Source organism: Sedimenticola sp., assembly GCF_050289425.1.
In the GTDB taxonomy this organism is placed as follows: Bacteria; Pseudomonadota; Gammaproteobacteria; order Chromatiales; family Chromatiaceae; genus Sedimenticola.
Window position 1 is genome coordinate 69,914 of sequence record NZ_JBNKFS010000017.1, and the last position, 26,864, is coordinate 96,777.

Sequence of the window (26,864 nt, forward strand, 5' to 3'; positions counted from 1 at the left end):
GGTTCGGTTGCGTTATAATGCCCCGCTTTATCCCAGACGATTAACCCAAACCAAGACAGCCTGACCATCCATGGAAAAGACTTACGATCCCCATAGCCTGGAAAAACGCTGGTATCAGACCTGGGAGGAGCGCGGTTACTTCGCCCCTTCCGCTGCTGCCGACAGCCAACAACCCTACTGCATCATGATCCCGCCGCCTAATGTCACCGGCAGCCTGCACATGGGTCACGCCTTCCAGGACACCATCATGGACGCCCTGACCCGTTACCACCGCATGAAGGGGGACAAAACCCTGTGGCAGGCCGGCTCCGACCATGCCGGTATCGCCACTCAGATGGTGGTGGAGCGACTGATCAACGCCGAAGGCAAGACCCGCCACGACTACGGCCGCGAGCAATTCCTGGAGAAGGTGTGGGAGTGGAAGGCCCAGTCCGGCGGCACTATCACCAGCCAGTTGCGCCGCATGGGTGCTTCGCTGGATTGGGAGAACGAGCGCTTCACCATGGACGAAGGTCTCTCCGACGCGGTCAAAGAGGTGTTCGTCCGGCTGTTCGAGGAGGGCCTGATCTATCGTGGCAAGCGACTGGTCAACTGGGACCCCAAGCTGCATACCGCCGTCTCCGACCTGGAAGTCCTGTCGGAAGAGGAGAACGGTTTCCTCTGGCACATGCGCTATCCGCTGACCAACGGCCAGGGTCACCTGGTGGTAGCGACCACCCGTCCTGAGACCATGCTGGGCGACTGCGCGGTGGCGGTACATCCGGGCGATGAACGCTACAAACACCTGCTGGGCGAGTTCGTGGAGCTGCCCCTGACCGGACGACGCATACCCATCATTGCCGATGAATATGTCGATCCGGAGTTCGGCACCGGCTGCGTGAAGATCACCCCCGCGCACGACTTCAACGACTACCAGGTCTGGCTGAGGCACCGGGATGAAAAAGCCATTGCCGAGCAGCCCCATGGCGGCTTGATCAATATTTTCACCATCGACGCCGCGATCCGCGACCACGATGAAGACGAGGACGCGGTGATACCGGCGGCCTATATCGGCCTGGACCGTTTCGAGGCGCGCAAGCAAGTGGTGGCCGATCTGAAAGCCCAGGAACTGCTGGAGAAGATCGACGACCACAAGCTGATGGTGCCCCGCGGCGACCGCTCCGGTTCGGTGATCGAACCCTTCCTCACCGACCAGTGGTATGTCAAGGTCGAGCCGCTGGCCAAGCCGGCGATCGAGGCGGTGGAGAACGGCAGCATCAAGTTCGTGCCGGACAACTGGAAGAACACCTATTACGAGTGGATGCGCAATATCGAGGACTGGTGCATCAGCCGCCAGATCTGGTGGGGACACCGTATCCCGGCCTGGTACGACGCCGAGGGCAACGTCTACGTCGGCCGCTCCGAGGCCGAGGTGCGCGAAAAGCACCATCTGGCAGCGGATTATGTCCTGACCCAGGATGAGGATGTCCTGGATACCTGGTTCAGTTCCGCCCTGTGGCCCTTCTCCACCCTGGGTTGGCCGGCACAGACCGAGCGGGTCCAGACCTTCTACCCCACCAGCGTCCTGGTCACCGGCTTCGACATCATCTTTTTCTGGGTCGCCCGTATGATCATGATGGGCATCAAGTTCATGGGCGACGTACCGTTCAAGGAGGTCTACGTACACGGACTGGTGCGCGACAGCCACGGCGACAAGATGTCCAAATCCAAGGGCAACGTACTGGACCCGATCGACCTGATCGACGGCATCGACCTGGAGGCGCTGGTCAGCAAGCGCACCAGCGGCATGATGCAACCGCAACTGGCGAAGAAGATCGAACAGGCGACCCGCAAGGAGTTCCCGGACGGCATTCCCAGTTTCGGCACCGACGCCCTGCGCTTTACCTTCGCCTCACAAGCCACCACCGGTCGAGACATCAAATTCGACATGGGACGCATCGAGGGTTACCGCAACTTCTGCAACAAGTTGTGGAACGCCGCCCGCTACGTATTGATGAACACGGAAGATCAAGACTGCGGTCAATCCGGCGGTGAGCTGGAACTGAGCATGGCCGATCGCTGGATCCTGTCACGGCTCCAGTCCACCATCGGCACGGTCAGCGAGGCGACCGACGGCTACCGCTTTGACCATGCCGCGAAGGCCATTTACGAATTCACCTGGAATGAATACTGTGACTGGTATCTGGAACTCTCCAAGCCGGTACTGACCGGTGACAGCGCCAGCGAAGCGGCCAAACGCGGCACCCGCCACACCCTGGTCACCGTGCTGGAGACCCTGCTACGGGTCGCCCATCCGATCATGCCCTACATCACCGAAGAGATCTGGCAACGGGTCGCCCCGCTGGCCGGCGTGAGTGGCGAGACCATCATGACCCAACCGTTCCCGCGCGAAGATGAAGCCCGGGTGGACCCGGCCGCCGTGGCGGAGATGGAGTGGGTGATGCAGTTCATCCTCGGCATCCGCAAGATCAAGGGAGAGATGAACATCGCCCCTAGCAAACCGCTACCGGTACTGTTACAGAATGCGGGGCCGGAAGATCAGGCGCGACTGGCGCGCAACCGCCACTATCTGGACTTCCTGGCGCGGCTTGAATCGGCCACCCTGCTGGGCAGCGAGGATGAGGCACCCGAATCGGCCATGGCCTTGGTGGGCGGCATGAAACTGCTGATCCCGATGGCCGGCCTGATCGACAAGGAGGCCGAGCTGGCCCGCCTGAACAAGGAGATCGGCAAACTGAAGGAGAATATTGCCCGTATCGAGGGTAAGCTCAACAATCCGAAGTTTGTTGATAAGGCCCCTGAAGCCGTGGTACAGAAGGAGCGGGACAAACTGGCGGATGAGATCGCCGCACTGGAGAAGCTGGAGCAACAGTTGCAGAAGATCCAGGCATTGTAAAAAAGCCAACACCGACCACAGGCTGTTATACCGCCAAGCTTTGCACTACGGCCTGTGGTCACTACACTTTATAAACAGTATGAGTCTTTGCGGACCGGCCTATGATCTCTATTGACGCGCAACACGAAGAGTTGAGGAACCGACTGTTCACAATCAGACAGGAACATCGGGATCTGGATGTTGCCATCGCCGCCCTTTCCGACGCCCCCTATAAAAACGAACTGCAACTGAAACGCCTGAAGAAGCGCAAGCTGATGCTGAAGGACGCCATTGCAAAACTGGAAGATGAACTGATCCCCGACCTGGATGCCTGACCTTTAAGATAACGGCTGGAATAGACCATGAAGATTACCCAACTCTATGCTTGCGAAACGACTCCGGTGAACATGGAAGGGATCAAAGGTGTCACCAAACAGGTACCGATCGGCAAGGCGGACGGGGCGCCCAATTTTTCCATCCGCGTGTTCACGCTGGAACCCGGCGGCCATACGCCCCATCACTCCCACGAGAGTGAGCATGTCAATTACATCCTGGAGGGGCAAGGCGAAGCCATGGAGGGAGACACCGTGCACCCGATCAAGCAGGGCGACTATCTGTTGGTCAAACCGCATGAAGTGCATCAATACAGGAATACCGGAGACACCCCCCTGGTATTCATGTGCATGGTGCCAAGCGCCTACGAATAGATCCCGAATTGCCCACTTTCAGTTAAACGAATCGTTAAACACACTTAACGAATGGTTAAAGGTTTATCACCCCCTGCACCATGCAATTTTATATCCTATTGTTTTAACTAACTTTTTATATTGGCACGTACTATGCACCTGTCTTAATAGCGAGACAGGAGCCAAAACAATGAAACCGATTCTCACCACATTGATCGAACCGATACCCGCCTCAGAACTGAACCGGGAACAGAAAATCAAGCAGCGTGGTCTGTTAAGTCAGCAAACGCTGGCCCAGCAGAACCGCCTCTATGCGGATACCGCCGGCGTCAGCATCCACTGCCGCAGTGCCGGGTTTACCCCCGCCTTTCATGACACCCAGTCAGGGCGCAGTGTCATCTCCCGCTATGTCGACGGCAGACCGGCGCCGCTGCATCTGCTGGACGGTCTGCCGGCCGATTGGGTGACCGATTATGATGCAGACGGCCATGTGAAAGCCGTGCGGCCGGGGGTCATAGCCGGGTTCCTGCGGGCGGGGCGTTTCTACACCCGTGAACAGGCCGCCAAAGCAGCCTGAGTACCCCGCCTCATGGCACGCCTCTGACAGAGAGTTTTTTCAGGACGTGGGCGGCAGCCACCATGGCAAAGGTCGCCGTCACCGTCATGGCTGAACCAAAACCGCCGCAGTGCAAACCGTGTCCGGCCGGACCGCCTTCGGGCTTCACGCTGCAGACGGCGCCCTTGCCATCCGGGTAAACCTGCTGTTCATCCGAATAGACGCAGGGGACATCAAAACGCCGCTTGGGATTTTGCGGAAAACCATACTCACGACGCAACAGCTTGCGGGTCTTAGCCAACAGCGGATCATGCTGGGTCTTATAGAGGTCGGTCAGGCGGATCTTCAGGGGGTCGATCTGACCGCCAGCACCACCTACGGTCACCAAGCGGATTTTATGGCGACGGCAGTGGGCGATTAAGGCTGCCTTGGTCTTAAAGGCATCGATGCAGTCGACCAGATAATCGAACTGGCCACTGACCAGCCGCTGCAGATTATCCAATTCGACAAACTCTTCCCGGGTAATGACACAGCATTGGGCATTAATTCCCCGAATACGCTCGGCCATTGCATCCACCTTGGGGCGGCCAAACTGACTCTCCAGGGCATGGATCTGCCGATTGACATTGGATTCCGCCACATTGTCCAGGTCGATCAGGGTCAGCGTCCCTACCCCGCTACGCGCCAATGCCTCGGCGACCCAGGATCCGACCCCGCCGATGCCCACGACGCAGACATGCGCCGCGGCAAAATTGCTGAGCCCCGCTTCGCCATAAAGCCGGGCAATACCGCCAAATCGTCTTGTGTAATCCATCTGCTACCTGATTGGTCGACTTTGCTACCGGTCAGGTCCACGTCGAAACCGGTTGAGGGGGCTCATTCTAAGTGGCATCGCCCCAATATCCCAACAATTGATTGACCCGGTTTCACTCTCTGGGCTATGGTAAATATACCGATCGGTATATTTTGACAGTCTATGGAAACCAAAGGCGAACGCACCCGGCAACTTATTATCGATAAATCACTGCAGCTTTTTTCGGTAAAGGGTTATCACAGCACCTCTATCAACAACATCCTGGAGGCGACCCACCTGACCAAGGGTGGGCTGTATGGCCACTTTGGCAGTAAAGAGGCCATCTGGTATGCCATCTACGACGAGGCGGTCAGGCGCTGGCACCAAGTGGTATTTGAGGGGGTCAACGGCATCACCGATCCGCTGCAACGTATCGAAAAGGTGATCGAAAACGACCTGATGCGCTACTTGGGTGGGGATATCTTTGAGGGGGGCTGTTTTTTTCTCAACGCCCTGGTCGAGCTCTCCGGCCAATCGCCGGCCATGAGCCGCCACATGCTGCGAGGCTTTATTCGATTTTCCAAACTGTTGCAGCAGTGGTTGGTTGAAGCCGAATCACAAGGCTTGATCCAAACCGGCCTGAATCATCGTGAAATCGCCAATTTCATCTTCATCTCCCTGAACGGTGCGGCGGCGTTGTATGCCGTGACCCGGGACCTGAACGTGCTGAAGCAGACCACTTCCCAGCTTCGCCACTATGTACAGCATTTAAAAGTTTAAGCAGCGGTTAGCCCGCAACGGCTCAAGCCGAGATAAAAAAGACCTTTTGGTCTATTCGAGTAATGAATCACCGACCACTCACCCGATTGGCGGCGGTTAGACAGACATTCGCTGACAGGACATTGCCATGAGTCGACATCTGGAGCGCATCAAACATTTCCAGCGTGAGCTGGTCAATCAAGGGCTCGGTGCCGCCCTACTCTTCTACTCCCGGGATATCTTCTACTATACCGGCATCGCCCAGCCGGCCTTCCTGGCGGTGTTCCCGGACGACTACCGGCTGTTCGTGCGCAGCGGCTATCCCTATGCGGTACAGACAGCGGGCATCGAAGCCTCCCATATCACGGAAGAGCGCCGCCTCGACTTCATTTACCAGGAGTACTTCTCCTATCTCTGGAACAAGCGCCTGGGAATCGAACTGGATCTGTTGCCGGCCAATAATTACCTGCTCTATCAAAAACTGTTTCAGGGCTTTGAACTGCAGGATGTATCGCCGCTGATCCTGCAGCAACGGGCGGTCAAGACAGACTTTGAGATCGAACAGATTCGCCGCGCCTGCCGAGTCGTCGAAGCGGGACAACTGGCTATTCAGCAGGGATTGCGCCCCGGTATCACCGAACTGGAACTGTCGGCCATTATTGAAAACACCCACCGTCTGGCAGGCCATGAAGGAGGCATCTTCCTGCGCCATCCCGACCTGCCGCTCGGTATGGGTCCGATCAGCTCCGGTAGCAACCTGGGGGATTTTACCGGTATTGTCTATTCGGTCTCCGGCGTGGGGCTGAGTGCCGCCCTGCCCATCGGCCCCTCTAACCGGATCATCGATGACGGCGATGCCGTGGTGGTGGATATCCCCAGCATGGTGAACGGCTATCATGCCGACCAGTCCCGTACCTATGTCGCCGGCCGCGCCAGCCCGCGGCTAAAAGGACTGTACGGCGATCTGCGTGAGATATCAGACTTTGTCATCGAATCGATCCGCCCCGGTATGGGCTGCGACCAAGTCTATGATCTGGCAATGGAAAAAGCCGCCGAGATGCGGGTACAGGAGCAATTTCTCCGCTTTACCGGCGACAGCCGCTGTCGCCTGATCGGCCACGGCGTCGGCATCGAAGTGAACGAACCCCCGGTATTGATTGCCCACAACCGGGCGATCATCCCCGATAGCTGTGTACTGGCGATTGAGATGCACATGCTGGACAAGCGTGCCGGGGTGGTCAAAATAGAGGATACCGTGCTGATCAGCAGTACGGGCAACGAAATTCTGACCAAGGCGTCGCGGAATCTGATCGAAACGGCTGCCACCGGATGAACAGGAGTAGGCATGACAAAAGAGCGGATTGCACTGGTAGGCGCCGGTGCGGCGGGGGGTGCGCTGGCACTGGCACTGCATCAAGCCGGCTATTTGCTGGTGGGGGTGGCCAGCCGTACGCTTGAATCGGCCCAACGTTGTGCGGCGCTGGTTGGCAATCCGCCCGCCACGACCGATCCCGCACCGGCGGTGGTCAACGCCGACATTATCATCCTCGCCACACCGGATGGACAGATCGAACCGGCCTGTCGCGCCATTGCCGACCAGGGAGTCATCCGTCCCGGCCAACTGTTTCTTCACCTCAGTGGCGCCCTTACCGCCGATGCCCTGGCAGCGGCACGCAACAAAGGTGCCGAAGTGCTCTCGCTGCATCCGATCCAGGCACTGGCCGATCCGGTTAAAGGAGCGGAACTGCTGTGCGGTACCTGGTTCTGTCTGGAGGGGACAGCCGCCGCTATCTCCCGGGCCGAACAGCTGGTCAAGGCGCTACAGGGAGAGTCGTTGATCATTCCGGCTGAACGGAAGGCGCTCTATCATGCCGCGCTCTGCGTGGCGGCCAACTATCTGGTGACGATCGAGTCGATTGCCGTCACCCTGCTGGAGCAGATCGGCATTGATCGTCAGGCCGGGTTGAAAGCGATACTGCCGCTGATCGCCGGCAGCGTGGAAAACCTGTCCCACTCCGGCCTACCCCAGGCGCTGACCGGGCCGATCAGCCGTGGCGACACCGCCACCATCGCACGCCATATCGACAGCCTGGGAAACATACCGCCGGCCTATCAGGCGATTTATCGGATGCTGGGAAAAGAGACGGTGGAATTGGCGCTGGAGAAAGGCGGGCTGGACCCCGAGCAGGCGGAACAGATTCGGCTATTGCTCACCCCACAACCACCGGACCCCTGCCTGATCAGTTGAGACCCGACCGAAGGTTGGCCGAACTTACGGGGTGGCCATCGTGGCGGGGCGCCATGCCTACAGATGAAATACCCATACAACCACCCTGTAGGAGGCTCGCCTCGGGCCGAACGGTCGTAGTACTGTGTTTGAAGGCCGGAATGGTCAAAATCCTTCAAACACGCTCTGGCTGCCGTTTTTCCGTGCCTCACTGATATTGCCTTCCAGGATAAATTCGAGGAACTCCACCTCATCCAACGGTTGGCACAGCATATATCCCTGGAAACAGTGGCAGCCCCGTTTGCGCAGGAAATCGAATTCACGGCTGTTTTCCACCCCTTCCGCCACCACACTCAGGCCCAGTTTGGACGCCATGGTGATGATCGCCTCAACAATACTCACCGTTTCCGGGTCGGTGACAATATCGTTCACAAAGGAGCGGTCGATCTTGATCTCGTCCAATGGCAGGCGTTTCAAGTAAGCCATGGATGAATAACCGGTGCCAAAATCATCGATCGAGAAACGGACGCCCAGGCGTTTCAGGTCGACCATTTTCGCCATCACCTCTTCCAGGTTGGTCACCAGCATATTTTCGGTCAGCTCCAGCGTCAGACGCGTGGGATTGGCGCCGCTGGTCTTGAGGAAGTGGGCAACCTGCATCGCGAAATCGGCCTGCTGAAACTGCTGCGGACTGATGTTGACCGAGAGGTGGATCGGTCCCGCCTCGGAATAGTCGTCCGCTATCTTACGCAGCAGATTGCAGGACACCTCCAACACCTGGTTACCAAGCGAGGTAATGATACCGATATCTTCCGCCACCGGGATAAACTCTCCCGGCATGATCAAACCCCGGGTCGGGTGCTCCCAACGCAGCAAGGCTTCGGCGCCCAGGGTGTTGCCGGCAAAGTCGTGCTTCGGCTGCCACAGGATCTTCAGCTCATCGCGCTCCAGCGCCTGACGCAGATCGTTCTGCATCTGTAACTGCTCTTCCGAGGATTTGCGCATACTGGGCAGGAAGAATCGCACCGTATTGCGTCCCGCCTCCTTGGCCCGATACATGGCGGTATCCGCTTGCATCAGCACGTCATCGGCATTTTCACCATTTTGCGGAAACAGCGAAACACCGATACTGGTGGTGGCATAGAGACGATGCCCTTGCACCTCATAGGGTTCAGAGAGCGCGGCCAGCACTTTGTTAGCGGCGATATCCACCTGGTGGGTGAACTCGTCTATCACTGCATTCTCCTCCGCCAGCAGCAAGACAAACTCATCTCCACCCAACCGGGCGGCGGTATCTTCACGCCTCAGACAATCGGTAAGACGCCGCGCCACCTGCTGCAGCAGCGCATCGCCTATCGGATGACCCAGGGTATCGTTAATGGTCTTGAAGTTATCCAGATCGAGAAACAGCAGTGCACCAATACGCTGATGGCGCCGACAACGCGCCAGCATCTGGTTCAGACGATCCAACAGCAGACGGCGGTTGGGCAAATCCGTCAGCGGGTCATAGGTAGCCTGGTACTCGACCAGTTCCTGGGCCTGCCGCTGCTTGGTCACATCCCGAAAACTCCAGACCCGACCCACGATCTCCCCCTCGATCTGTTGTGGGTGGGAGCGACTCTCGAAAATACGTCCGTCGGTGAAGCGGAGAATGTCCCGGGTCGCCGCGTCGGTGTGGGCCAGTTGCTCCCTAATACGTTTTACAAAGGTATCGGCATTTTCCATGAGCGGCGCCGTGAAGGCGCGCAGCCAACCTTTTTTATCTTCGCGATCGAGGGATGGAGGAATATCCCAGAGGGTGACAAACTTGGTGTTGTAGATCACCACACGCAGATTATTGTCCAGCACCAGAATCCCATCGGTGGTGGAGTTGAGCGTCGCCTTCAAAAGCGAAATGGTTTCGCGCAGTTGGCCTTCATCCGCCTGATCTGCGGATGAGATGGGCCAAAGACCCTCGCTATGCGGGAGCGACCGGGCACTCGCCACCACCGAACCGCCGGTTTCCGATCTGGTGATCAAGGCATCCAATTCATCCATGCGTTTGTCCAGCGTCGCCAGGTGGCTCCGAAGATCGGATTCAACCTGGTCGTCATCTGTCATTTCCAATTCAGACACGCGCTACCCTCGTCCAAAAGGTCCGGCCAGCGTCGCGGATCCTGGGATTACCGAAAACATACGAATGCGACAACCCCTTGACTTCACACCGGAAATCAACGGCTTGCCATGCCATTATCGGTTATTCCCTGGATACTGGAATCGCTATTCCGTCCCTCACACTTTTTTCGGTTATTGTATGGCCAACTAGCAGCCTATCGGGCTCCTAGCCGTACCAATTTTTTTTGTTATTGCCTGTTTTGCGGGAGTAACAAACCCAATAAACTCTACGACCAGTGCAGCGGGCATTCAATCCTGACACCGCTGAATGGCAGCATTGCCCCGATAAGCCCGGTTTACTATGAGTTTCCCCGAACCTCTCCAACAACTTATCGGCGACCGACTGGATCGGGAGCTGAACTGGAAAAGCCGCTGCCATCCCCTCGTCGGGTATCTGCCGCAACGCCCTTCCACCCCGCTGTTCATCAAGCGCGAGGATGAACTCAACGCCAACGTAGTCGGAACCAAGCAGCGCAAATACCTCAGCCTGCTCCCGGCCCTAGAGCATAGCGGCAACCGCCGGATAATCTTGATAGGTAGCGCACACTCCAATAACGTACTCGGCCTGACCCAACTGCTGAGAAACCGCAACTACGATGTCCGTGCTCTGGTAAAAATGCCGGGGAACAAGGCGTTAACCGGTAATCACCTACTCCTCTCCCTGTTGTTACCGGGAGACTGCATCCACTATATCAGCCACCGGGACTGGCCCGATGTGGAGCAGATCGCCCGACAGGAAGCCAACCGCTGGGCAGTGAGAGGGACCCCCGCCGCAGTCATTCCAGAGGGCGGTTACAGCGAAGCGGTATTACCCGGCATACTCACCCTGGCTGCCGATCTGCAGCACAACTGTACGGCACTGAAACTGCAATTTCGGGATATCTGGACCGATAGCGGGACAGGGGTCAGCGCTATCGGTCTGCTGTTGGGGATGCGCCTGCTGGGGATGACCCAGCCACGGGTGCACATCACCCAGATCGCCGGCGATCCCGATGCGTTTCAACAGCGCTACCGGCAGTTTGAAAGCTGGCTGGTGAGACAGCTTGGCTCCCCGTTACCGTCGTCAAGCCCTGAAGTCCGGTTTATCAAACCGGCCACCGCCGCATCCTATGGCAGTGTTAATAAGACCATCCTCCATGCAACCGGACATATTGCCAGAGAGACTGGCCTGCTGATGGACCCGGTCTACTCGGTCAAGCATTTCTATACCGTGAAGTGTGAAATGGAGCGGCACATGCCAACGGGTCCACAACTGATCCTCTATAACGGCGGCACCTTGGGGTTATGCGGTTTTCAATCACAACTTGCATCCTTGCAAACGATCGTGTAGAAATATCCCTCAATTAATGTTGCGTACGCATCTATTCGGTGCTCCGCATCGGTAAATCAAAACTGATCAGATAACCGGAAACGGCAAAGTAAACAACAAAACATGAAAATTCGTTCGCTGATGGTAGTGGTATCTCTAGTAGTAGTAGTCGTACATCGACTGCGCGGAGAGACTATCGGCTAGCGTTTTTTACCCCAACCCGAAAGAAACCTCCGCATCGAAAGATCCGGGGGTTTTTTTTTGCCCATGGACGGGCTTATGCCGCGGAGGCCACGGATGGCCGGGAGCGGCTTTGCCAGGGATGGGCTTATGCCGCAAAGGCCATGGATGGCCGGGAGGGAATTTACCTTTGAAGCAGGAGTTAGTAGAGAGATGAATGGAGCGGAGCACATTGTTAACAAATTGATGTCCGAGGGGGTCGACACCCTGTTCGGCTATCCCGGTGGCTGCATCATGCCGCTCTATGACGCCCTGCTGAAGAGTCCGATACGGCATATCCTCTGCCGACATGAGCAGGGCACGGCATTCGCCGCCAACGGCTATGCGCGCGCCAGTGGCCGGGTCGGCGTCTGCCTCGCCACCTCCGGACCCGGCGCCACCAACCTCATGACCGGCCTGGCTGATGCCTTCATGGACTCGGTGCCGATGGTTGCCATCACCGGCCAGGTACCCACCTCGCTGATCGGCACCGACGCCTTTCAGGAGATCGATGTACTCGGCATGAGCCTGCCGATTACCAAACAGAGTTTCCTGGTTGAAGATATCCAAGAACTGCCGGACATTCTCGATCAGGCGTTCCAGATAGCCCGGGAGGGACGACCCGGACCGGTGTTGGTGGATCTGCCGAAAGACATTCAATTGGCCAGCCTGCCGGATGCAGCGCCACCCCGACCAAGCGAAGCAGCCACCTACGCGTATGCCGATGACCCGTTACAACAAGCGATCGACCTGATCCAGGCGAGCCATAAACCGATTGTCTACGGTGGCGGCGGCATCCTGCTTGGCGATGCCATTATCCCGTTTCGTCACTTTGTCGAGACCAGCGGCATTCCGAGCGTATTCAGCTTGAAGGGGTTAGGCGCATTGCCGGGCGACCACCCCCTCAATATGGGCATGCTTGGCATGCACGGTTCGGTGGCCGCCAATCAATCGGTACAAGAGGCTGATCTGCTGATTGCCGTGGGTGTCCGTTTTGACGACCGGGTCACCGGCAAGTTAAGCCGTTTTGCCCCCCACGCCCAGGTCATTCATCTGGATATCGATCCAGCCGAAATCGGCAAGCTCCGGCAAGTGGCTTGTGCGCTGAAGGGTGATCTGCGCCGAAACCTGAAGGCGCTGGCGATCAAGCAGAATCTGGACGACTGGCGGAGCCAGTGCCAGCAGCGGCTGAAACAGGACGGCTATGCCCTTCCCGATGCTGGGAACGGTATCAGTGGCCCCCATCTGCTGCGCCAGTTATCCGACATGACTCGAGGCCAGGCAATCGTCAGCTGCGACGTCGGCCAGCATCAGATGTGGGTGGCGCAACACTACCCGATTGATCACCCGCGCAAACACTTGACCAGCGGTGGACTCGGCGCCATGGGTTTTGGCCTGCCGGCCGCCATCGGCGCCCAATTGGCCCATCCGCAATCCACGGTAATCAATGTTGCCGGGGATGGCTCCTTCATGATGAATGTGCAGGAGCTGGCCACCATCGGCCGTTACAAACTGCCGATCAAGATCATTATCCTGGATAACCAGGCGTTGGGCATGGTGCGGCAACAGCAGGCGGTCTGTTACGACGGACGATTCAGCGAAATCGATCTTTCGGACAACCCGGACTTCTGCGCCCTGGCCAGGGCCTTTGACATCCCGGCGCAGTCCATCTCCGAACCGGATGCCATGGCCTACGCCATCAACAAACTGCTGGAGACACCGGGCCCCGCCCTGCTGCATGTCGCCATCGCCACCGAAAACAACGTCTGGCCGATGGTCAAGCCGGGCGACGCCAATGATCAGATACTCACAGGAGCCAACCCATGATATTCAGTCTGCATATTCAAGCCCGGTCCAATCCGGCCATGTTGGAAAAGATTCTCCAAACTACCCGGGTGCGCGGTTTTTTCATCCGTTCCATGGATGTCAAAAGCAGTGAAGAGGATCGCCTGCTCAAGGTCCACATGACGGTTGAGAGCGACCGCCCCCAGGAACGGCTGGTCACCCAGTTGAATAAACTGGGCGGCATCAAGGAGTTGACCGCCCTGCATGCTGTGGCCGATCCTACTCCACTGCTTGATCCCGGCCGGCAGAAAGTGGCATTGATGTATCCGCTCTGACTGGAACAGATAACGGTTGATCACCGGAAAAGGTAAAGAAACCGGGAAAACCGAGAGGTTTTGGCGACTGTGAGTCGACAACGGTTTCGGCTAACATGGAGCGCTTTTGCAGCGGAGACGAGAATGAAACGTATCGGTGCCCATGTCAGCGCGAGTGGCGGCGTAGAGAATGCGCCGCTCAATGCCCAGGCGATTGGCGCGACCGCCTTTGCCCTGTTCACCAAGAATCAGCGACAGTGGAAAGCGAAGCCGCTGACCAAACAGAGTATTACCCGCTTCCGGGAAAACCTGCAGAGCGTGGCGATCGATCCGCAGTATGTGCTTCCCCATGACAGCTATCTGATCAATCTGGGGCATCCCGAAGCGGAGGCACTGCAAAAATCCAGGGACGCGTTCCTGGACGAGATGCGTCGCTGTGAGCAACTGGGTCTCAAACTGCTCAACTTTCATCCCGGAAGTCATCTGAAAAAGATCCCGGAAACGGAGAGCCTCTCCCGGGTGGCCGACTCCATCAACTGGACGCTGGAACAGACGGAGGGCGTTACCGCCGTGATTGAAAACACCGCCGGCCAGGGCTCCAATCTGGGACACCGTTTTGAACACCTGGCGGCCATCATCGAGCGGGTGGAAGACAAGCAGCGGGTAGGGGTTTGTCTCGACACCTGCCACACCTTCACCGCCGGCTACGACCTGCGCAACGCCGAAGCCTGTGAACAGACGTTTAGCGAATTTGACCGGATTGTCGGCTTCCAATATCTGCGTGGTGTACACCTGAACGACAGTAAACCCGACCTGGGCTCCCGCGTCGACCGGCATGAGAGTCTGGGCAAGGGAAAACTGGGTTGGCCTGTATTCGAATACATCATGAATGATCAGCGTTTTGACGAGATCCCGATGGTGCTGGAGACCATCGACGATAGCCTCTGGGCCGATGAAATACGCCAGCTCTACGCCCTGCAGCGATAACCTCTCGATCCAGAAAGAAAAGCAGTTGACCTTTTGTCAGGAATCATTAAACTACCGCGCTCCAACGTTGGTTGTCTGCCTTGCCGACAACCGCTTTGGGCCTCTGTGGAGCGGTAGTTCAGATGGTTAGAATACCGGCCTGTCACGCCGGGGGTCGCGGGTTCGAGCCCCGTCCGCTCCGCCACTATTTAAAAAACGGATACTTCGGTATCCGTTTTTTTTTGGCCATGGACGGCCTTATGCCGCGGAGGCCAGGGATGGCCGGGAGCGGCTTTGCCATGGACGGCCTTATGCCGCGAAGGCCAGGGATGGATGTAGGGGCAACCCCCCGTGGTTGCCCTTTTCGGTCAACGAGCATCGGGGACAAGGGCAGGCACAGGGGCCTGCCCCTACGGGCCGGGGCGGTGATCAGTTCTCATTTGGTGTAGGGCTCCCCGTGGTTGCCCGTTTCGATCACCGGGCATCGGGGACAAGGGCAGGCACGGGGGCCTGCCCCTACGGGTCGGGGCGGCGATCAGTTCCCATTTGGTGTAGGGCCCCCCGTGGTTGCCCTTTTCAATCATCGGACATCGGGGGACAAGGACAGGCAAAGAGCCCTGACATCAGCCCGTCTTGAAGCTCTTCAACACCACGAACTTCGGATCTGCCGCCACTTGCCGTGCGTTGCCGAACAGCCGCTTCAGTTTGACGTGGTAGTTGAGGTGACGATTACCGATGATGCGCAGTTCACCCCCATGGCGCAACACCCGGCGAGCCTGATTAAACATACGCCAGGCCGTCGCATCACCCACCACGCTACCCTGATGAAACGGCGGATTGCACAGAATCAGATCGGCACTGGCCGGGGCAAAGCCGCTCAACGCATCACCCTGCCGAAAACAGGCCGGATTGCTCAGCCCGGCCCCAGTAAAGGTGGCCTCGGCACTGGCTACGGCCATGGCTGACTCATCGACAAAGTGGAGTCGGGCATCCGGGTTCCGTTGTGCCGCCATCAAACCGACCACACCGTTGCCGCAGCCGAGATCGATAATATCCCGATAATCAGCGTTGACCGGAATATGCTGCAACAGCAGCCGGGTGCCGATATCCAACTGATCCCGGGAAAAGACGTTGGCGTGGTTGACCAACTGATATGCACTCCCCTCCAGCGGATAGCTGACCGGATAGGGTGATACCGGCAGGTCGATATCGGTATCGACAGTGGCAAAAATCAACCGCGCCTTTTTCTTCGCCAGCGAGGTATGTGTCGGGCCGATAATCCGCTCAAACAGCTGCAGGGTCGAGCTATGGATCTGTTTGACCATACCGCAACCGATCACCCGGCTGGACGCTGTCAGGTGTGGTTTCAGCTGGATCAACTCATGCTCCAGCAGCGCCAGGGTCTTGGTGACACGAATCAAGACCAGGTCATACTGGTCTGACGGTTCATCCAGGGAGCTGATTAACCGTACCTGATCACTGTCGAGTCGATTGGCCGCCAGATTCTCCCGGGTAGACCAGTGGCTCAGATAGGAGTCACTCTGCAGCGTCGGCCGATAACCGGAAAGGGCACAGCCCAACGCCCCGAAACTGTCATTGATGATCAGTAGCCGACCCGTGATATCTCTGCCCAGATGGTTCAACAGATACTCATCCGCCGCATCCCAGGCACGCAACGTCTCCCGCTGACGTAACGGATAACGCCTCAGGGAGAAGCGGCCGCTCGCTACCTCAAGCCGTTGCATGACGCGGACCGGTGAGATAGATGTCATAGCGGGTATTGGGGCTGCCGACCGTCACGGTGGGTAGGCGCCGTCCCAACGGCGGGGCCTTGACCGGACGTTTCACCACCACGCGGTGGGTGGCTACGTGCAAGGCCCGCTCTAACAGGGTTGCGCTGTCTTGATCCTCACCCAGCAGCAGTTGAAACAGGCGCATCTCCTTTTTCACCTTGGCCGATTTCTCCCGATGGGGATACATGGGGTCCAGATAGACAACATCGGGTCGCTGATCAGGTGCCGTTGGCACGTTGTATTCCCGTCCGTCAAGGCAACGCAGGGACATCCGTGTGACGATCTCGGCCACATCCCCATCCGTCTGTGCCCGTCGCAGCCCATCCGCCAACAGCGCATGGACCACCGGCGAGCGTTCAATCATCTCCACCCGGCAACCGAGGGTGGCCAGCACAAAGGCGTCCCGCCCCAGACCGGCGGTCATATCCAACACCCGCGGGGTCCAACCCTTCTTCAAACCAATGGCCCGGGCCAATGGTTGTCCCCGGCCGCCACCGAACTTTCGCCGGTGCGCTGCCTTGCCCTCGACAAAATCGACCCATACGGCCCCCGGTGCACCCGGCCCTATCTGCTGCAGCACCAGGCGCTCCGACTGCTGCAGCAACAGCAGGCCGGACTCGATCTGGTCAAGCGAATAACAAGGGAGTGCAAGCGTTGCGGCAAGCTGTTCAGCAGCCGGTTGCTGGTCAGGTGAGGCGGCGGCCACCCCTAGTACGGACGGTTGTTCTGGCACCAATGATTCCCGGGTAACGACGAATTTCAATTCTGGGCGTATTGCCACGCCGATAGACGGCCATTATCCCACTATTGCCAGATATCCACATCCCTACCCTGTTCGCGAATGCGTTCCGCCCTGGTTGAGATATAGCGCTGGAAACTGGGCTCCATCTTATAAGCGCCCGAGAGCAGATAATCAAAAATTGAGGCGGTATGGAACTGCTTAAAAAAGGCCTCGACGCGAATCACCTCCCCGTCTTGTGGATCGATCAACACCACCGAGGGGGCATAGTTGATCGAGAGTGCCTTCGCCCAGGCACGCGCCGAAGTACGCTGTCCATCGGGCGTGATAAGCGGTGTATCCGCCCACATGTCGAGCTGGATGGCATGGGTCCGACTTACCAGGCCGCGGATTTCAGGATCACTCAGCAGCTCTTGATGCATCTGCAGGCAGGCGGGGCAATCCCGCTGTTCAAAGAAGATCGCCATCGGTTCCCGAATCAGACTGAGATCATGTGGTGGGGCGATAAAAAACGGCTCGGGCTGCAGTTGTTTCGCTACCGGTTGCGGTGGTGCCTGTGCCGCCAGATACGCGCGATACGTAAGCTGGCGCTCCTGTTTGCCGCCCACATAGTCCAGTGCCAGTTTGAAGGTCGCCGGCGGAACATAGCCGTTAAGGCGCAACACCACCTCTCCTTTTTCATCCAGGAACAGCAGGGTTGGCGTAAACTGGACCCGAAGCGAAGCGGCAAAGGCCTTTTCCGATAACTCCCGACCCGCCAAGCCGGTTACCGGACGATCCCCCCACATATTGACACCGATCACATCCAGCTCACGTCGCATCTGCGTTTCGATGTCGCGCTGCGAAAGATTGCGTTCCACCATCAGGTTGCAATAAGGGCAACCGTTCTGGTGAAAAAACAGCAACACCCGGCGACCGGCAGCCGTGGCCTCGGCCACATCTTCTCGCAAGTCTAGAAAGCTCTCTTTGAACCAGGTGGGGTAAACCGTCTCCTTGGCCCCGAGAAAACGCCCCGTCTCTTCGGCCATGACCAAGCGACAAAACAGCAACAACACGACCGGCAGTAAACGCAGCGGGACCCATTTCAGCATTGTCCAAACACCTCAAACACTGGTAACGTACCTGCAAGCATAGCAGGCGAATGCGCCAATCATCACGCGGGAACAACCTGGAGGCGACATGAAAATTTCAATCGATATCACACCGGAAGAGATGCGGAAATTGATGGGTTGGCCGGATGTACAGGGGCTGCAGGAGGAGATGATCAACAAAATCCGCGAGCAGATGAACGCCGGTGCCGAAGGCTACGATCCGCTCAGCTTGATGCAGCCCTTCTTTGCCCAGTCCGCCAGCTCCATGGAGAGTTTTCAGAAGATGATAACCAATATGATGAGCGCCTACGGTAAAAAGAGCGATTAAGTCGAGCTACTACGTCCGGGCGATCAGCGACCAGGCATTAAATCCCGCCAGGTATTAGGCCCCATAGGTGTCGTAGAAAAAGTAACCGGTAATAGCGACACTGGCGATGATCACAAACAGTCGAACCTGTCGCTGTGGCAATCGACGTGCGGCGTGGGCCGCTACGTAGCCACCGGCCAGGGTACCCAGCAGGACCACCGTACCCTCATACCAAGCAATCACTCCATCAAAAATAAACAGCGCGATCGCTATCAGCGATACCACGGTGGAGACCAGCAACTTGAGACCATTCATGGCGTTGATATCACTGTGCCCGGCCAGCGCCAGGTAGCTGAGGATAATGATCCCTAACCCGGCATTGAAAAAACCGCCATAGATGCAGACAGCCAGCAAAAACAGCAGCAACAAGAGATTCCCCACGAGGGAGGCGTGGCGATGCGCCAACGCCAACCGCTTCAGCATCCGGTTGAGCTGCCCCCCAAAAATAAAAAGCAGCGTGGCAAACAGCAACAACCAGGGGATCGCCTCACGAAACAGCGATTCCGGCGTCTGCAACAGCAACCAGGCACCACCAATGCCGCCCAGCAGACTTAGCAGGATATAGCGCGGCAGTTCATGCCGGTGGGCAGATAACTCTTTGCGGAAGGCATAGGCACCGCTCATGTAGCCGGAACAGGAGGCGAAGGTATTGGTGGCATTGGCACTGATGGGGGGCACACCGACAAACAGCAGGGCGGGAAAGGTAATGAAACTGCCTCCGCCGGCTATCGAATTGAGTACCCCGCCAAAGAAACCGGCACAAAGAAGAAACAGCACGTCAGTTAACATGAACGCCTACTAGCGAGAATAAAATGTCCAGTGAGCATAACAGCCTCGGTCATTTACCCATAGATACAGCTCTCGATGATGTGCAGACGTTTCTGTGTTGCTTTGGTGGTACAAAAAGAGAATAGAAGCGTGGCTGAAGGGGTGATCTTAGGGATTGACCACAGACCTTAGGGCAGCCAGATGGAAAAACAGCCGCCGCTGAGTTGGTGATTGTTTTCCAGCTTGATAAAGCCCTGTTTATCGCCGTTTTGGTGCATCTCAGCAATCATCGAGGCGAAATAGAGACCCAGCTTGGTCCTGCCTTCGGCCAGTTCACTGTGACCACCATCCGGTGTTTGTGCGGACAACATCTGTTCCGGGAAACCCTGACCGTTGTCTTCCACCCGAAAGACCAGGTAGTCCCCCTCTTGTGCTGCCGAGACCAACAACTGGTCATCGGTATAGCGAATGCCGTTGCCGACCAGATTATTCAGTACGTTACGAATCAGGCTTTCATCAAAATAGCCAAACAGATCGGGATCGCATTCACTGATGAGCCGGATATGATTGGCCTCTGCCGAAGAGCGGTTCTCTGCCATCACTTCAGAGAGAAAATCGGCCACATCCACATCATCGATCGAGGCCGATATCCGTTCATTTTCGATATTGTAGAGAGTAAGCAGTTCGATCAGGTTGTTATTGAGCCGCTTGGCCTCGTTCTGCAAAGCGATGATAGGCGCCTGCTTCTCATCCTCAAATGACGCTTCCGCCGTTATCTGATCCAGGGTGTGAATCACCATACTGAGGGAATTTTTCATATCGTGAATCAGCGAAGCCAACACATCATAAAATTTCATTCTCCCCCCTGGTTTTCAGACTTGGCGGAATCCTGCAACAACTGTTTTAACATTCGTTGCATCTTATGCAGCGTGCGATCTTCGGCATCCATCTGGCGCACCCGTTCCAGATACTCCCGTACCTGAATAATCAGATCGGGGTCGATGCCGGTCTCTTTCATGTGCAGCATGAATATCCGAGCCGCATTGAGATTCACTACCTTATTGCTCGGCATACCGGCTACCGCCTCTTCAAACAGCAGCATCGCCTCATCCAGTTTACCTTGCTTGGCCAACTCCACACCGCGGTTGTTTAGCCTGACGATCTCCTTTTTGATATCGGCAATCATGGCACCTGGATCTTCGGATAATCCCAGGTCACTCATCGTTGCCCCGACCTCTTTCAGGAACAGCTCATCGGAGTGATTATTTTTTACCGCCTGATGCAACAATTCGCTGGCCCGCTCCGTCTCACCCATCCGGTTGCAGGTACGCGCCATATCTAGAGCCAACTCGGGCGCAGCCTGGGTGCCGAGTTCTTTATAAAGTTCATGGGCTTCGATCATGCATTGCCTGGCTCGTTCGCTATTCTGCATATCCTCCTGCAGAACAGCTTCGGTCATGGAGGAGTAAAGGTTGGCTTCTTTGTCCCCCTTGTAAGCCTTTTTCAGGTCACGCAACACCATCATGGCCGCATCACCGTTGACGGTAACCGCCTTGGCCTTGGCCAGATTGGCATAAATGGAGGGGTGTTTGTAGATGGAGTGCTTACCCAGTCGGATAGCTTGACTGAAGGCGTGTTCGGCCACCTTTTCATCGTGATTACGCAATGCCAACTCCCCGAGGGTCCGTTGGCGAACCACCGCCTTGGCGGAATGGGCCGTAGCGGACTCAAGCACCTTTTGCGCCTCCTCCGGTTGATCCAATGCCTGGTAGGTTTTGGCCAGCCAGTCATAGGCCGTCATGTACCGCTCATTGCCCTCGATCAAATCCTGAAAAACCTGTCTGGCCTCTTCATAGCGTTTGCTGCCAAAGTAAGCTTTGCCGATGCCGACCCGGGCCCAGGCGATATCCCGTTGGGCCAGTACCCCGGAATAGATCGCTTCCGCCTGGGAATAGGCACCCGCCTTGAGTGCCAGATCCGCCTTGAGCTTGATGAATTCATTGAGATTCCGTGGATTTTCCGAGATCCGCGCATCGAGTAGGTCATTCGCCAATTCATAGTCGCGACGATCGATAGCCTTCTCGATCTCAAATAGATCGGCCTTTTTATTCAGCAGTCGCTCCAATCGCTGCGCCAGCAAGTCCTTAGTAAAAGGCTTGGTCAGATAGGTATCCGGCTCATACTCCACCGCCCCCATCACCATTAGACGGGTATTTTCAGCGGTGATCATAACGAAGATAGAACTTACACCGATCAGTTTTCTGGCGCGGACCTCTTCCAGGATCTGCTGTCCGTCCCGCCCGTCACCCAGGTTGTAATCGCACAGGATCACATCGTATCGCTTTGATTCGATATGCTGTATCGCTTCCCGACCATTGGCCACGGAATCGATATTCGACACGCCAAAAGATTGCAGCATATTGCGCAATACGCCACGCATATCGGCGTAGTCATCGACAATTAAAAAACTCAGTTGCTCAATTTTGGCGGCCATTCAATGCTTCTCATACTGCTTTTCTCATTTTTGGCATCACCCCCGGTGATCGGGATGATTCGTCCATTTTGTATGCCAACTGCTGGCCCGTCGCGGCATTCCCGCATCCTCTCATCATAGCAGTCAACACCCGGCAACGGGAATTTTCCCGGTTCCAGATCAACGATTGAATTCGATCTGCTCTTCCGTATAACAGCGGTTGCGACCGCTCCGCTTGGCCAGATAGAGCGCCTCATCCGCCCGTTCGAACGCTGTCTTGCGACCATCGCCCTTTCGGAAAGTGGCGACCCCGCATGAGACGGTGATATTCACGCGGTTGTCACCGGAGTGAAAGGGTTTCTCCTGTACCGCATGACGGATCTTTTCCGCCACGACTTTTGCGCCCTTCAAGTCCACTTCGGGTAACAGTATCACAAACTCTTCACCCCCATAGCGCGCCGGAAAATCCACCTTGCGGGTGGCACGTTTAAGATGCGTGCCGATCACATGCAGCACCTTGTCCCCGGCCATATGACCATAGGTGTCATTCACCTTCTTGAAGTGATCCACATCGACAACGATCATGCTGAGGGGATATCCGTAACGACTCCAACGCAGATACTCTTCCTGCAATCGACACTCAAAGGCGTGTCGGTTGTTGAGCTCTGTCAGGGCATCCGTGAACGCCTCCGCCCGCGCCTGCTCCACATGTTCACGTAACGAAGCCGCCTCTTGCTCCATATCGCCCAAACGGGTAGTCAGCTGTTCAATACGTTGCTCAAAACCCTGCACCACCTGTTCGGTTTCACTTTTGTGGTCACGCAATCGGTCCTGGATCAACGCCAAACGCTCCGCTATCGATGACTTCAATCCATCCAGATCCGTCGCCTGCTGAACGGCGGTATGCAAATGGCTGACCTGACTCTGCATATCGCTGTCCAACCGCTTACTACCTGCTGCCAGCTCATTGCCCACTGCGCCGATACCGTTGACCTCCTGGTCAAGTCGTTGTAGTTGATCCGTCATCTGCAGCAGAAAGCGCTCCACCTCCTGGCGCTCCTGCTCGGCCTGGAGCCGGGCATGTTCGGACAATTGCAGCAGTTCCGCCAGAATGGCGGGGATGTCCGCCTCGATAACGCCCTTGGTCAATCGACTTTTTAGCACCTGAACCCTCGGCTGCAGCTCGCCCGGAAGATCCATGCCCTGCAGCAGTTGTAGCAGCACCCGATCGACCGGTGGCGGGGAGGACACGACAGGAGGGGTCTCCGTAAGGGAAGCAGACAGGATAGCCACCAGATCACGCACTAGACTGTCGAGTGCATCCCGGTGATTGGCCTGTGCCGCCTGGTCGGCAATCTTCCCAAGAGCAACCGGTTCATACCCGGCCTGAACAAGCTGATCGATCAGGGACAACAGCAGGTGCTGACTTTCCGGTGGCCGATTCGTCTCTTTCGACGCTGCAGGCGCCGGGGCGGTCTCCGAACCGTCCGGCCGCTCTTTTTCCCTGGCAAAGAGTTTACCGATGAGTCCTCCGCCGGCATGTGTTTCCGGTGACGGCAATAGCGCTTCAAGGATCAAACCCCGGGCATCGGCAATCGATTCGGCAGAGGGAGAATGCTGGAGTGTACGGACAAGCTTTTGCGCCCGTTTGCCCAACGTTTTTGGCAAGGGAGCCTCATCAAGCAAGCGGGCGAGAAAGGTCTCGATTGAGGAGACGGGGCGACTGTCATTCGACTTGGCGTGCAATCCCTCGGCACGGCCGGCGATATCCTCTATCAGGCGCAACAGCGCGCGGGTATCCTGTTCCCCGCGTACTCGATTGCGCAGCTGCTCCAGCCGCTCATCCAGCTGCGGATCCATACCATCGCCGACAAAGGAGAGTCGGGAGAGACAGCGTCTGAGGGTGGATTCAACCGTCTGCCAACGCTTCTCCTTCCGCTCCAGGTCGGACAAACTGTCCAAATACTTCTTTTTCCACTCCGCCGCCGATTGCGTCATGCTCCCCCCGTGATATACCGCCTGTGCACATTACCCTATCGGCAGCACGGCGAGAGGAGTTTAACAGTCCCAAGGCATGCGACTCAGCCCCCTTGCAGGACCGGCACCCGTTTTCGCTGATACAACCAACCGTCCCCGGAAAAAACCGCCAACGCCAACCAGATAAAGGCGAAGGTGATCAGCCGATGGCTGCCGAACGGCTCATTATAGACAGAGACGGCCAGGAGAAATGTGATACTGGGCGCCAGATAATGCAGAACGCCGATAGTCGTGAGCGGCAAGCGGTTGGCCGCGGCGGCAAAACAGACCAGCGGCAGCGTGGTTACCACGCCCCCCAGTGCCAGTAGCAGATCCAGAAGCGGAGAATCGTGGGCAAAATGCAGGCTGCCCTGATACCCCAGCCAGGCAAGATATCCCAGCGCCAGCGGCGCCAGCAACAGGGTCTCGACCGTCAGGCCCAGTAACGGATCGACCGCCAACTTTTTTCGCACCAGCCCATACAGGCCAAATGTCACCGCCAACGTTAAAGCGATGATCGGCAACCGGCCCACCGTCACCACTTCGTTGGCGACTCCGCAAAGCGCCAGCAAAATGGCTACCATCTGCCAAAGCCGCAGTCTTTCGCTAAAAAACACCACCCCCAGCAGCACACTGAATAACGGGATGATGAAATACCCGAGACTGGCCGCCACGATCTCTCCCTGACTGACCGCGTTGATGAAAGTGAGCCAGTTGGCGGCGACCAGTAGTGCGGTAACCAGTAATCCGCCAAGACGGCGTGGATCACTCATCAGCACCCAAAGCCCCGACCACTGTCGCCGCCAGCTAATGAACAAAAGCAGCAGCACAACCGACCAGATGATACGGTGCGCCAACACCTCCAATGGCGTGACCGACGCCACCGCTTTGAAATAGACCGGGCCAAAGCCCCACATACCGAAGGCCAGCAGACCGTAAACCAAGCCGGTCCGGACATTGTTTTCATGGCTCGCTGACTGACTCATGACTTAGCCATCTGCAGTGAATGGATCAAATATTTTTGCTGAAACCGCTCGCTGCTGGATGTCGACAGACGACTGAGTAGGGCCACCGCCGCGAAGCCGAAGATCAGACGCATCCAAAAAATGCCGCTGAGATCGGCACCCAGCAGCAAAATCAACAGGGTGTCTTCAATCACGCTGTGGCAGAGCGCCAACAACGTCATCGCCGTAATCACATCACGATAGGGAACGTGGCCTGCCCGCGCCTCCTTGATCAGCAAACCACCACCAAAGGCAAGACCCAGAGAAAAACCGACCAGGGTGATGGTGGTGGCGGCGGGACCGATACCCAGCATTCTCAACAAAGGTCGCAACAGCCGTTGCAGCAGGCGCTCTATGCCGAGTAGACGCAACAGCTTCAGGGTTGTTAGCAACAGGGAGATAATCAACAGGATTACACCGAGGCTTTTGCACTGGGCAATAAACCAGGAAAACAGGTCGTTCTCCACGGGATCCGGCTTCCAGAACAACTCACTGGGTTGTTGCAACCAGTCGCCCCAACCGTACAGTCGATACAGGATAAAACCGAGCAACAGGGCACCGAATAGACGAACTAACAGCGTAAAACCGATCCGGACACCGGCCTTCTGTGCGATCCGCGCTTCAATCGGCAGCGTGTGGGCGATCAACATCATACTTCCCAAAACCGTTACCTGGGCTACCGACAACGGTTGCAACGGCGCTTGATCGAAAAATATCACCATCCCGGTATAGATGTTGGTGAACAGCGTGGTCGCCCAGACCAGCGCCATCGATTCCGGCAACCCGACCAGGGTCATAACCGGACCCAGCCATCTCGCAATGATCTCCACCCCCCCGAGTTCCTGCAGCATCTTCACCAGCAGCAGTGCGGGTATCATAATTTTGAATAGGGTGCTGGAAACCTGATAGATCTCCTGCAACAGCTCTTTGAACCACGCGTTCACACATCGCCCCTCGGTGGGTTATTCAGACTGGTCCATTGTAATCCGCAAACAAATATCTATGATTTTGTTTTAGTGGTATAAATTTTAAAAATATTTTGTATATTTCATATTTTTTAATTTATATTTCGTATTAACTATATTTAATTTAATAAAATTAATTATGAACACAAAAGAACTGGATCGGATTGATCGCCACATCCTCAACCGGTTACAAAATGACAATAAAATCAGCAACCTGAAGCTGGCCGAACAGGTCGGCCTCTCCCCCCCTGCCTGCCTGCGACGGGTAAACCGCTTGCGCGCGGAGGGGGTGATCATTGCCGACGTCTCCCTGGTCGCCCCTCAGGTTGCCGGTCATCACATCAACATCATTGTGGAAGTGGAGATGGAGCGGGATCACCTGGAGCTGGCGGCCCAATTCAGAAAGGCGATTCAGGACTCCCCCGAAGTCACGCAATGTTATGCAGTAACGGGAGAAGTTGACTTCATCCTGGTGGTATCGGTAGCGGACATGCAGGCTTACGACGCGTTTACCCAGAAAGTACTCTATAAGCAACCCAATCTGCGAAAATTTCGCAGTCTGATCTCATTGGATCGAGTAAAATTTGAAACGGCTGTTAAACTCTAGTTTTGCACCCCGGCTCAGGGATTGAGAACACCTACCCCAAGGCTGACGGTTGCATCAGCAACCTGTGTCACGCGGAAATTTCAAGCCATCATGAATCAACCTGCAGAATCGGATCGTCAGATACAAATCGGTGTACTGAGTGCATTGGGCGCCTTCCTCATCTGGGGATTTTCATCGCTCTATTACCGTGCTATCGGTGCGGCTCCGGCACTTGAGATCATCGCCCATCGGGCTATCTGGTCGCTGTTGTTCACCCTGCTGATGATCGGCCTTACCGGACAGGTTCGGGTCTTCCTCCGGCTGTTTTCCAATTACAGGATTTTGCTGGTTCTCCTTGTCAGCTCACTGTTGGTATCGGTCAACTGGCTCGGCTTTATCTGGGCGGTAAACAACGGCAA

24 protein-coding genes, 1 tRNA gene and 1 pseudogene are annotated in these 26,864 nt (G+C 56.6%); 15 read left to right on the top strand and 11 right to left on the bottom strand.

Features of this window, described 5'->3' with window-relative positions:
• The first annotated feature begins 70 nt into the window (after nt 1–70).
• The 4 genes from ACQY5R_RS12780 (at nt 71) to ACQY5R_RS12795 (ending at nt 4,138) form a co-directional block, all read left to right on the top strand.
• Entirely contained in the window at nt 71–2,896 is a 2,826-nt protein-coding gene (locus tag ACQY5R_RS12780) for a valine--tRNA ligase (protein ID WP_428609044.1), read from the top strand.
• 101 nt (nt 2,897–2,997) lie between these two features.
• Entirely contained in the window at nt 2,998–3,210 is a 213-nt protein-coding gene (locus ACQY5R_RS12785; RefSeq protein WP_428609046.1) for a YdcH family protein, read from the top strand.
• A gap of 27 nt (nt 3,211–3,237) precedes the next feature.
• Entirely contained in the window at nt 3,238–3,582 is a 345-nt protein-coding gene (locus ACQY5R_RS12790) for a cupin domain-containing protein (RefSeq protein WP_428609049.1), read from the top strand.
• Between the two features lie 169 nt (nt 3,583–3,751).
• The gene (locus ACQY5R_RS12795) at nt 3,752–4,138 is read left to right on the top strand and encodes a dihydroorotase (RefSeq protein WP_428609052.1); all 387 of its coding nucleotides are present in this window, start codon (nt 3,752–3,754) and stop codon (nt 4,136–4,138) included.
• 10 nt (nt 4,139–4,148) lie between these two features.
• Here ACQY5R_RS12795 and tcdA read toward each other — a convergent pair whose 3' ends face one another.
• Nucleotides 4,149–4,931, bottom strand: a complete 783-nt coding sequence (tcdA, locus tag ACQY5R_RS12800; RefSeq protein ID WP_428609054.1) for a tRNA cyclic N6-threonylcarbamoyladenosine(37) synthase TcdA — start codon at nt 4,929–4,931, stop codon at nt 4,149–4,151.
• Nucleotides 4,932–5,093: 162 nt separating this feature from the next.
• Between tcdA and ACQY5R_RS12805 the strand changes: the two genes are divergently transcribed.
• The 3 genes from ACQY5R_RS12805 to ACQY5R_RS12815 all read left to right on the top strand — a co-directional run bounded on the left by ACQY5R_RS12805 (nt 5,094) and on the right by ACQY5R_RS12815 (nt 7,917).
• Nucleotides 5,094–5,690 (top strand): TetR family transcriptional regulator C-terminal domain-containing protein, encoded by a 597-nt coding sequence (locus ACQY5R_RS12805; protein WP_428609056.1) that lies wholly within the window; start codon nt 5,094–5,096, stop codon nt 5,688–5,690.
• Between the two features lie 127 nt (nt 5,691–5,817).
• Nucleotides 5,818–7,002, top strand: a complete 1,185-nt coding sequence (locus ACQY5R_RS12810; protein ID WP_428609059.1) for a M24 family metallopeptidase — start codon at nt 5,818–5,820, stop codon at nt 7,000–7,002.
• 12 nt (nt 7,003–7,014) lie between these two features.
• Nucleotides 7,015–7,917, top strand: coding sequence for a Rossmann-like and DUF2520 domain-containing protein (locus ACQY5R_RS12815; protein ID WP_428609062.1), 903 nt, complete (start codon nt 7,015–7,017; stop codon nt 7,915–7,917).
• 144 nt (nt 7,918–8,061) lie between these two features.
• Here the strand turns inward: ACQY5R_RS12815 and ACQY5R_RS12820 are convergent, their stop codons facing one another.
• Nucleotides 8,062–10,011, bottom strand: a complete 1,950-nt coding sequence (locus ACQY5R_RS12820; protein WP_428609065.1) for a putative bifunctional diguanylate cyclase/phosphodiesterase — start codon at nt 10,009–10,011, stop codon at nt 8,062–8,064.
• A gap of 340 nt (nt 10,012–10,351) precedes the next feature.
• On the opposite strand from ACQY5R_RS12820, the gene ACQY5R_RS12825 reads away from it, so the two are divergent.
• The 5 genes from ACQY5R_RS12825 (at nt 10,352) to ACQY5R_RS12845 (ending at nt 14,848) form a co-directional block, all read left to right on the top strand.
• A complete protein-coding gene (locus ACQY5R_RS12825) occupies nt 10,352–11,380 on the top strand; it encodes a pyridoxal-phosphate dependent enzyme (protein ID WP_428609067.1) in 1,029 nt (342 codons plus the stop codon).
• Nucleotides 11,381–11,752: 372 nt separating this feature from the next.
• Nucleotides 11,753–13,405 carry an acetolactate synthase 2 catalytic subunit gene (ilvG, locus tag ACQY5R_RS12830; protein ID WP_428609069.1) on the top strand — a complete coding sequence of 551 codons (1,653 nt, stop codon included), beginning with the start codon at nt 11,753–11,755 and terminating at the stop codon, nt 13,403–13,405.
• Nucleotides 13,402–13,698, top strand: a complete 297-nt coding sequence (locus tag ACQY5R_RS12835; protein ID WP_428609072.1) for an ACT domain-containing protein — start codon at nt 13,402–13,404, stop codon at nt 13,696–13,698. Before ilvG ends, ACQY5R_RS12835 begins: the two co-directional genes overlap by 4 nt.
• A gap of 123 nt (nt 13,699–13,821) precedes the next feature.
• The gene (nfo, locus tag ACQY5R_RS12840; protein WP_428609074.1) at nt 13,822–14,664 is read left to right on the top strand and encodes a deoxyribonuclease IV; all 843 of its coding nucleotides are present in this window, start codon (nt 13,822–13,824) and stop codon (nt 14,662–14,664) included.
• Nucleotides 14,665–14,771: 107 nt separating this feature from the next.
• Nucleotides 14,772–14,848: transfer RNA gene (locus tag ACQY5R_RS12845), tRNA-Asp, on the top strand.
• A gap of 418 nt (nt 14,849–15,266) precedes the next feature.
• Here ACQY5R_RS12845 and ACQY5R_RS12850 read toward each other — a convergent pair.
• The 3 genes from ACQY5R_RS12850 to ACQY5R_RS12860 form a co-directional block, all read right to left on the bottom strand.
• Nucleotides 15,267–16,415 carry a methyltransferase gene (locus tag ACQY5R_RS12850; RefSeq protein WP_428609077.1) on the bottom strand — a complete coding sequence of 383 codons (1,149 nt, stop codon included), beginning with the start codon at nt 16,413–16,415 and terminating at the stop codon, nt 15,267–15,269.
• Complete coding sequence (locus tag ACQY5R_RS12855) at nt 16,375–17,169, bottom strand: class I SAM-dependent methyltransferase (RefSeq protein WP_428609079.1); 795 nt, start codon at nt 17,167–17,169, stop codon at nt 16,375–16,377. Before ACQY5R_RS12855 ends, ACQY5R_RS12850 begins: the two co-directional genes overlap by 41 nt.
• Nucleotides 17,170–17,240: 71 nt before the next feature.
• Nucleotides 17,241–18,266 carry a thioredoxin family protein gene (locus tag ACQY5R_RS12860; RefSeq protein WP_428609080.1) on the bottom strand — a complete coding sequence of 342 codons (1,026 nt, stop codon included), beginning with the start codon at nt 18,264–18,266 and terminating at the stop codon, nt 17,241–17,243.
• A gap of 88 nt (nt 18,267–18,354) precedes the next feature.
• On the opposite strand from ACQY5R_RS12860, the gene ACQY5R_RS12865 reads away from it, so the two are divergent.
• Nucleotides 18,355–18,594, top strand: a complete 240-nt coding sequence (locus ACQY5R_RS12865; RefSeq protein WP_428609081.1) for a DUF6489 family protein — start codon at nt 18,355–18,357, stop codon at nt 18,592–18,594.
• A 54-nt stretch (nt 18,595–18,648) separates the two neighbouring features.
• Here ACQY5R_RS12865 and ACQY5R_RS12870 read toward each other — a convergent pair whose 3' ends face one another.
• The 6 genes from ACQY5R_RS12870 to ACQY5R_RS12895 form a co-directional block, all read right to left on the bottom strand.
• A complete protein-coding gene (locus tag ACQY5R_RS12870) occupies nt 18,649–19,422 on the bottom strand; it encodes a sulfite exporter TauE/SafE family protein (RefSeq protein ID WP_428609084.1) in 774 nt (257 codons plus the stop codon).
• A gap of 167 nt (nt 19,423–19,589) precedes the next feature.
• Nucleotides 19,590–20,258, bottom strand: a complete 669-nt coding sequence (locus tag ACQY5R_RS12875; protein ID WP_428609087.1) for a sensor histidine kinase — start codon at nt 20,256–20,258, stop codon at nt 19,590–19,592.
• Nucleotides 20,255–21,895, bottom strand: a complete 1,641-nt coding sequence (locus ACQY5R_RS12880) for a response regulator (protein ID WP_428609090.1) — start codon at nt 21,893–21,895, stop codon at nt 20,255–20,257. Before ACQY5R_RS12880 ends, ACQY5R_RS12875 begins: the two co-directional genes overlap by 4 nt.
• A 159-nt stretch (nt 21,896–22,054) precedes the next feature.
• On the bottom strand, nt 22,055–23,872 hold the full coding sequence (locus ACQY5R_RS12885; protein ID WP_428609093.1) for a GGDEF domain-containing protein: 1,818 nt from the start codon (nt 23,870–23,872) through the stop codon (nt 22,055–22,057).
• Between the two features lie 83 nt (nt 23,873–23,955).
• On the bottom strand, nt 23,956–24,876 hold the full coding sequence (rarD, locus tag ACQY5R_RS12890; protein WP_428609095.1) for an EamA family transporter RarD: 921 nt from the start codon (nt 24,874–24,876) through the stop codon (nt 23,956–23,958).
• Nucleotides 24,873–25,838 carry a hypothetical protein gene (locus ACQY5R_RS12895; protein ID WP_428609097.1) on the bottom strand — a complete coding sequence of 322 codons (966 nt, stop codon included), beginning with the start codon at nt 25,836–25,838 and terminating at the stop codon, nt 24,873–24,875. The genes rarD and ACQY5R_RS12895 overlap by 4 nt, the downstream gene beginning before the upstream one ends.
• Before the next feature lie 160 nt (nt 25,839–25,998).
• On the opposite strand from ACQY5R_RS12895, the gene ACQY5R_RS12900 reads away from it, so the two are divergent.
• Both ACQY5R_RS12900 and ACQY5R_RS12905 read left to right on the top strand, forming a co-directional pair.
• Entirely contained in the window at nt 25,999–26,466 is a 468-nt protein-coding gene (locus tag ACQY5R_RS12900; RefSeq protein ID WP_428609099.1) for an Lrp/AsnC family transcriptional regulator, read from the top strand.
• 90 nt (nt 26,467–26,556) lie between these two features.
• A pseudogene (locus ACQY5R_RS12905) lies at nt 26,557–26,864 on the top strand (hypothetical protein); the annotation flags it as partial.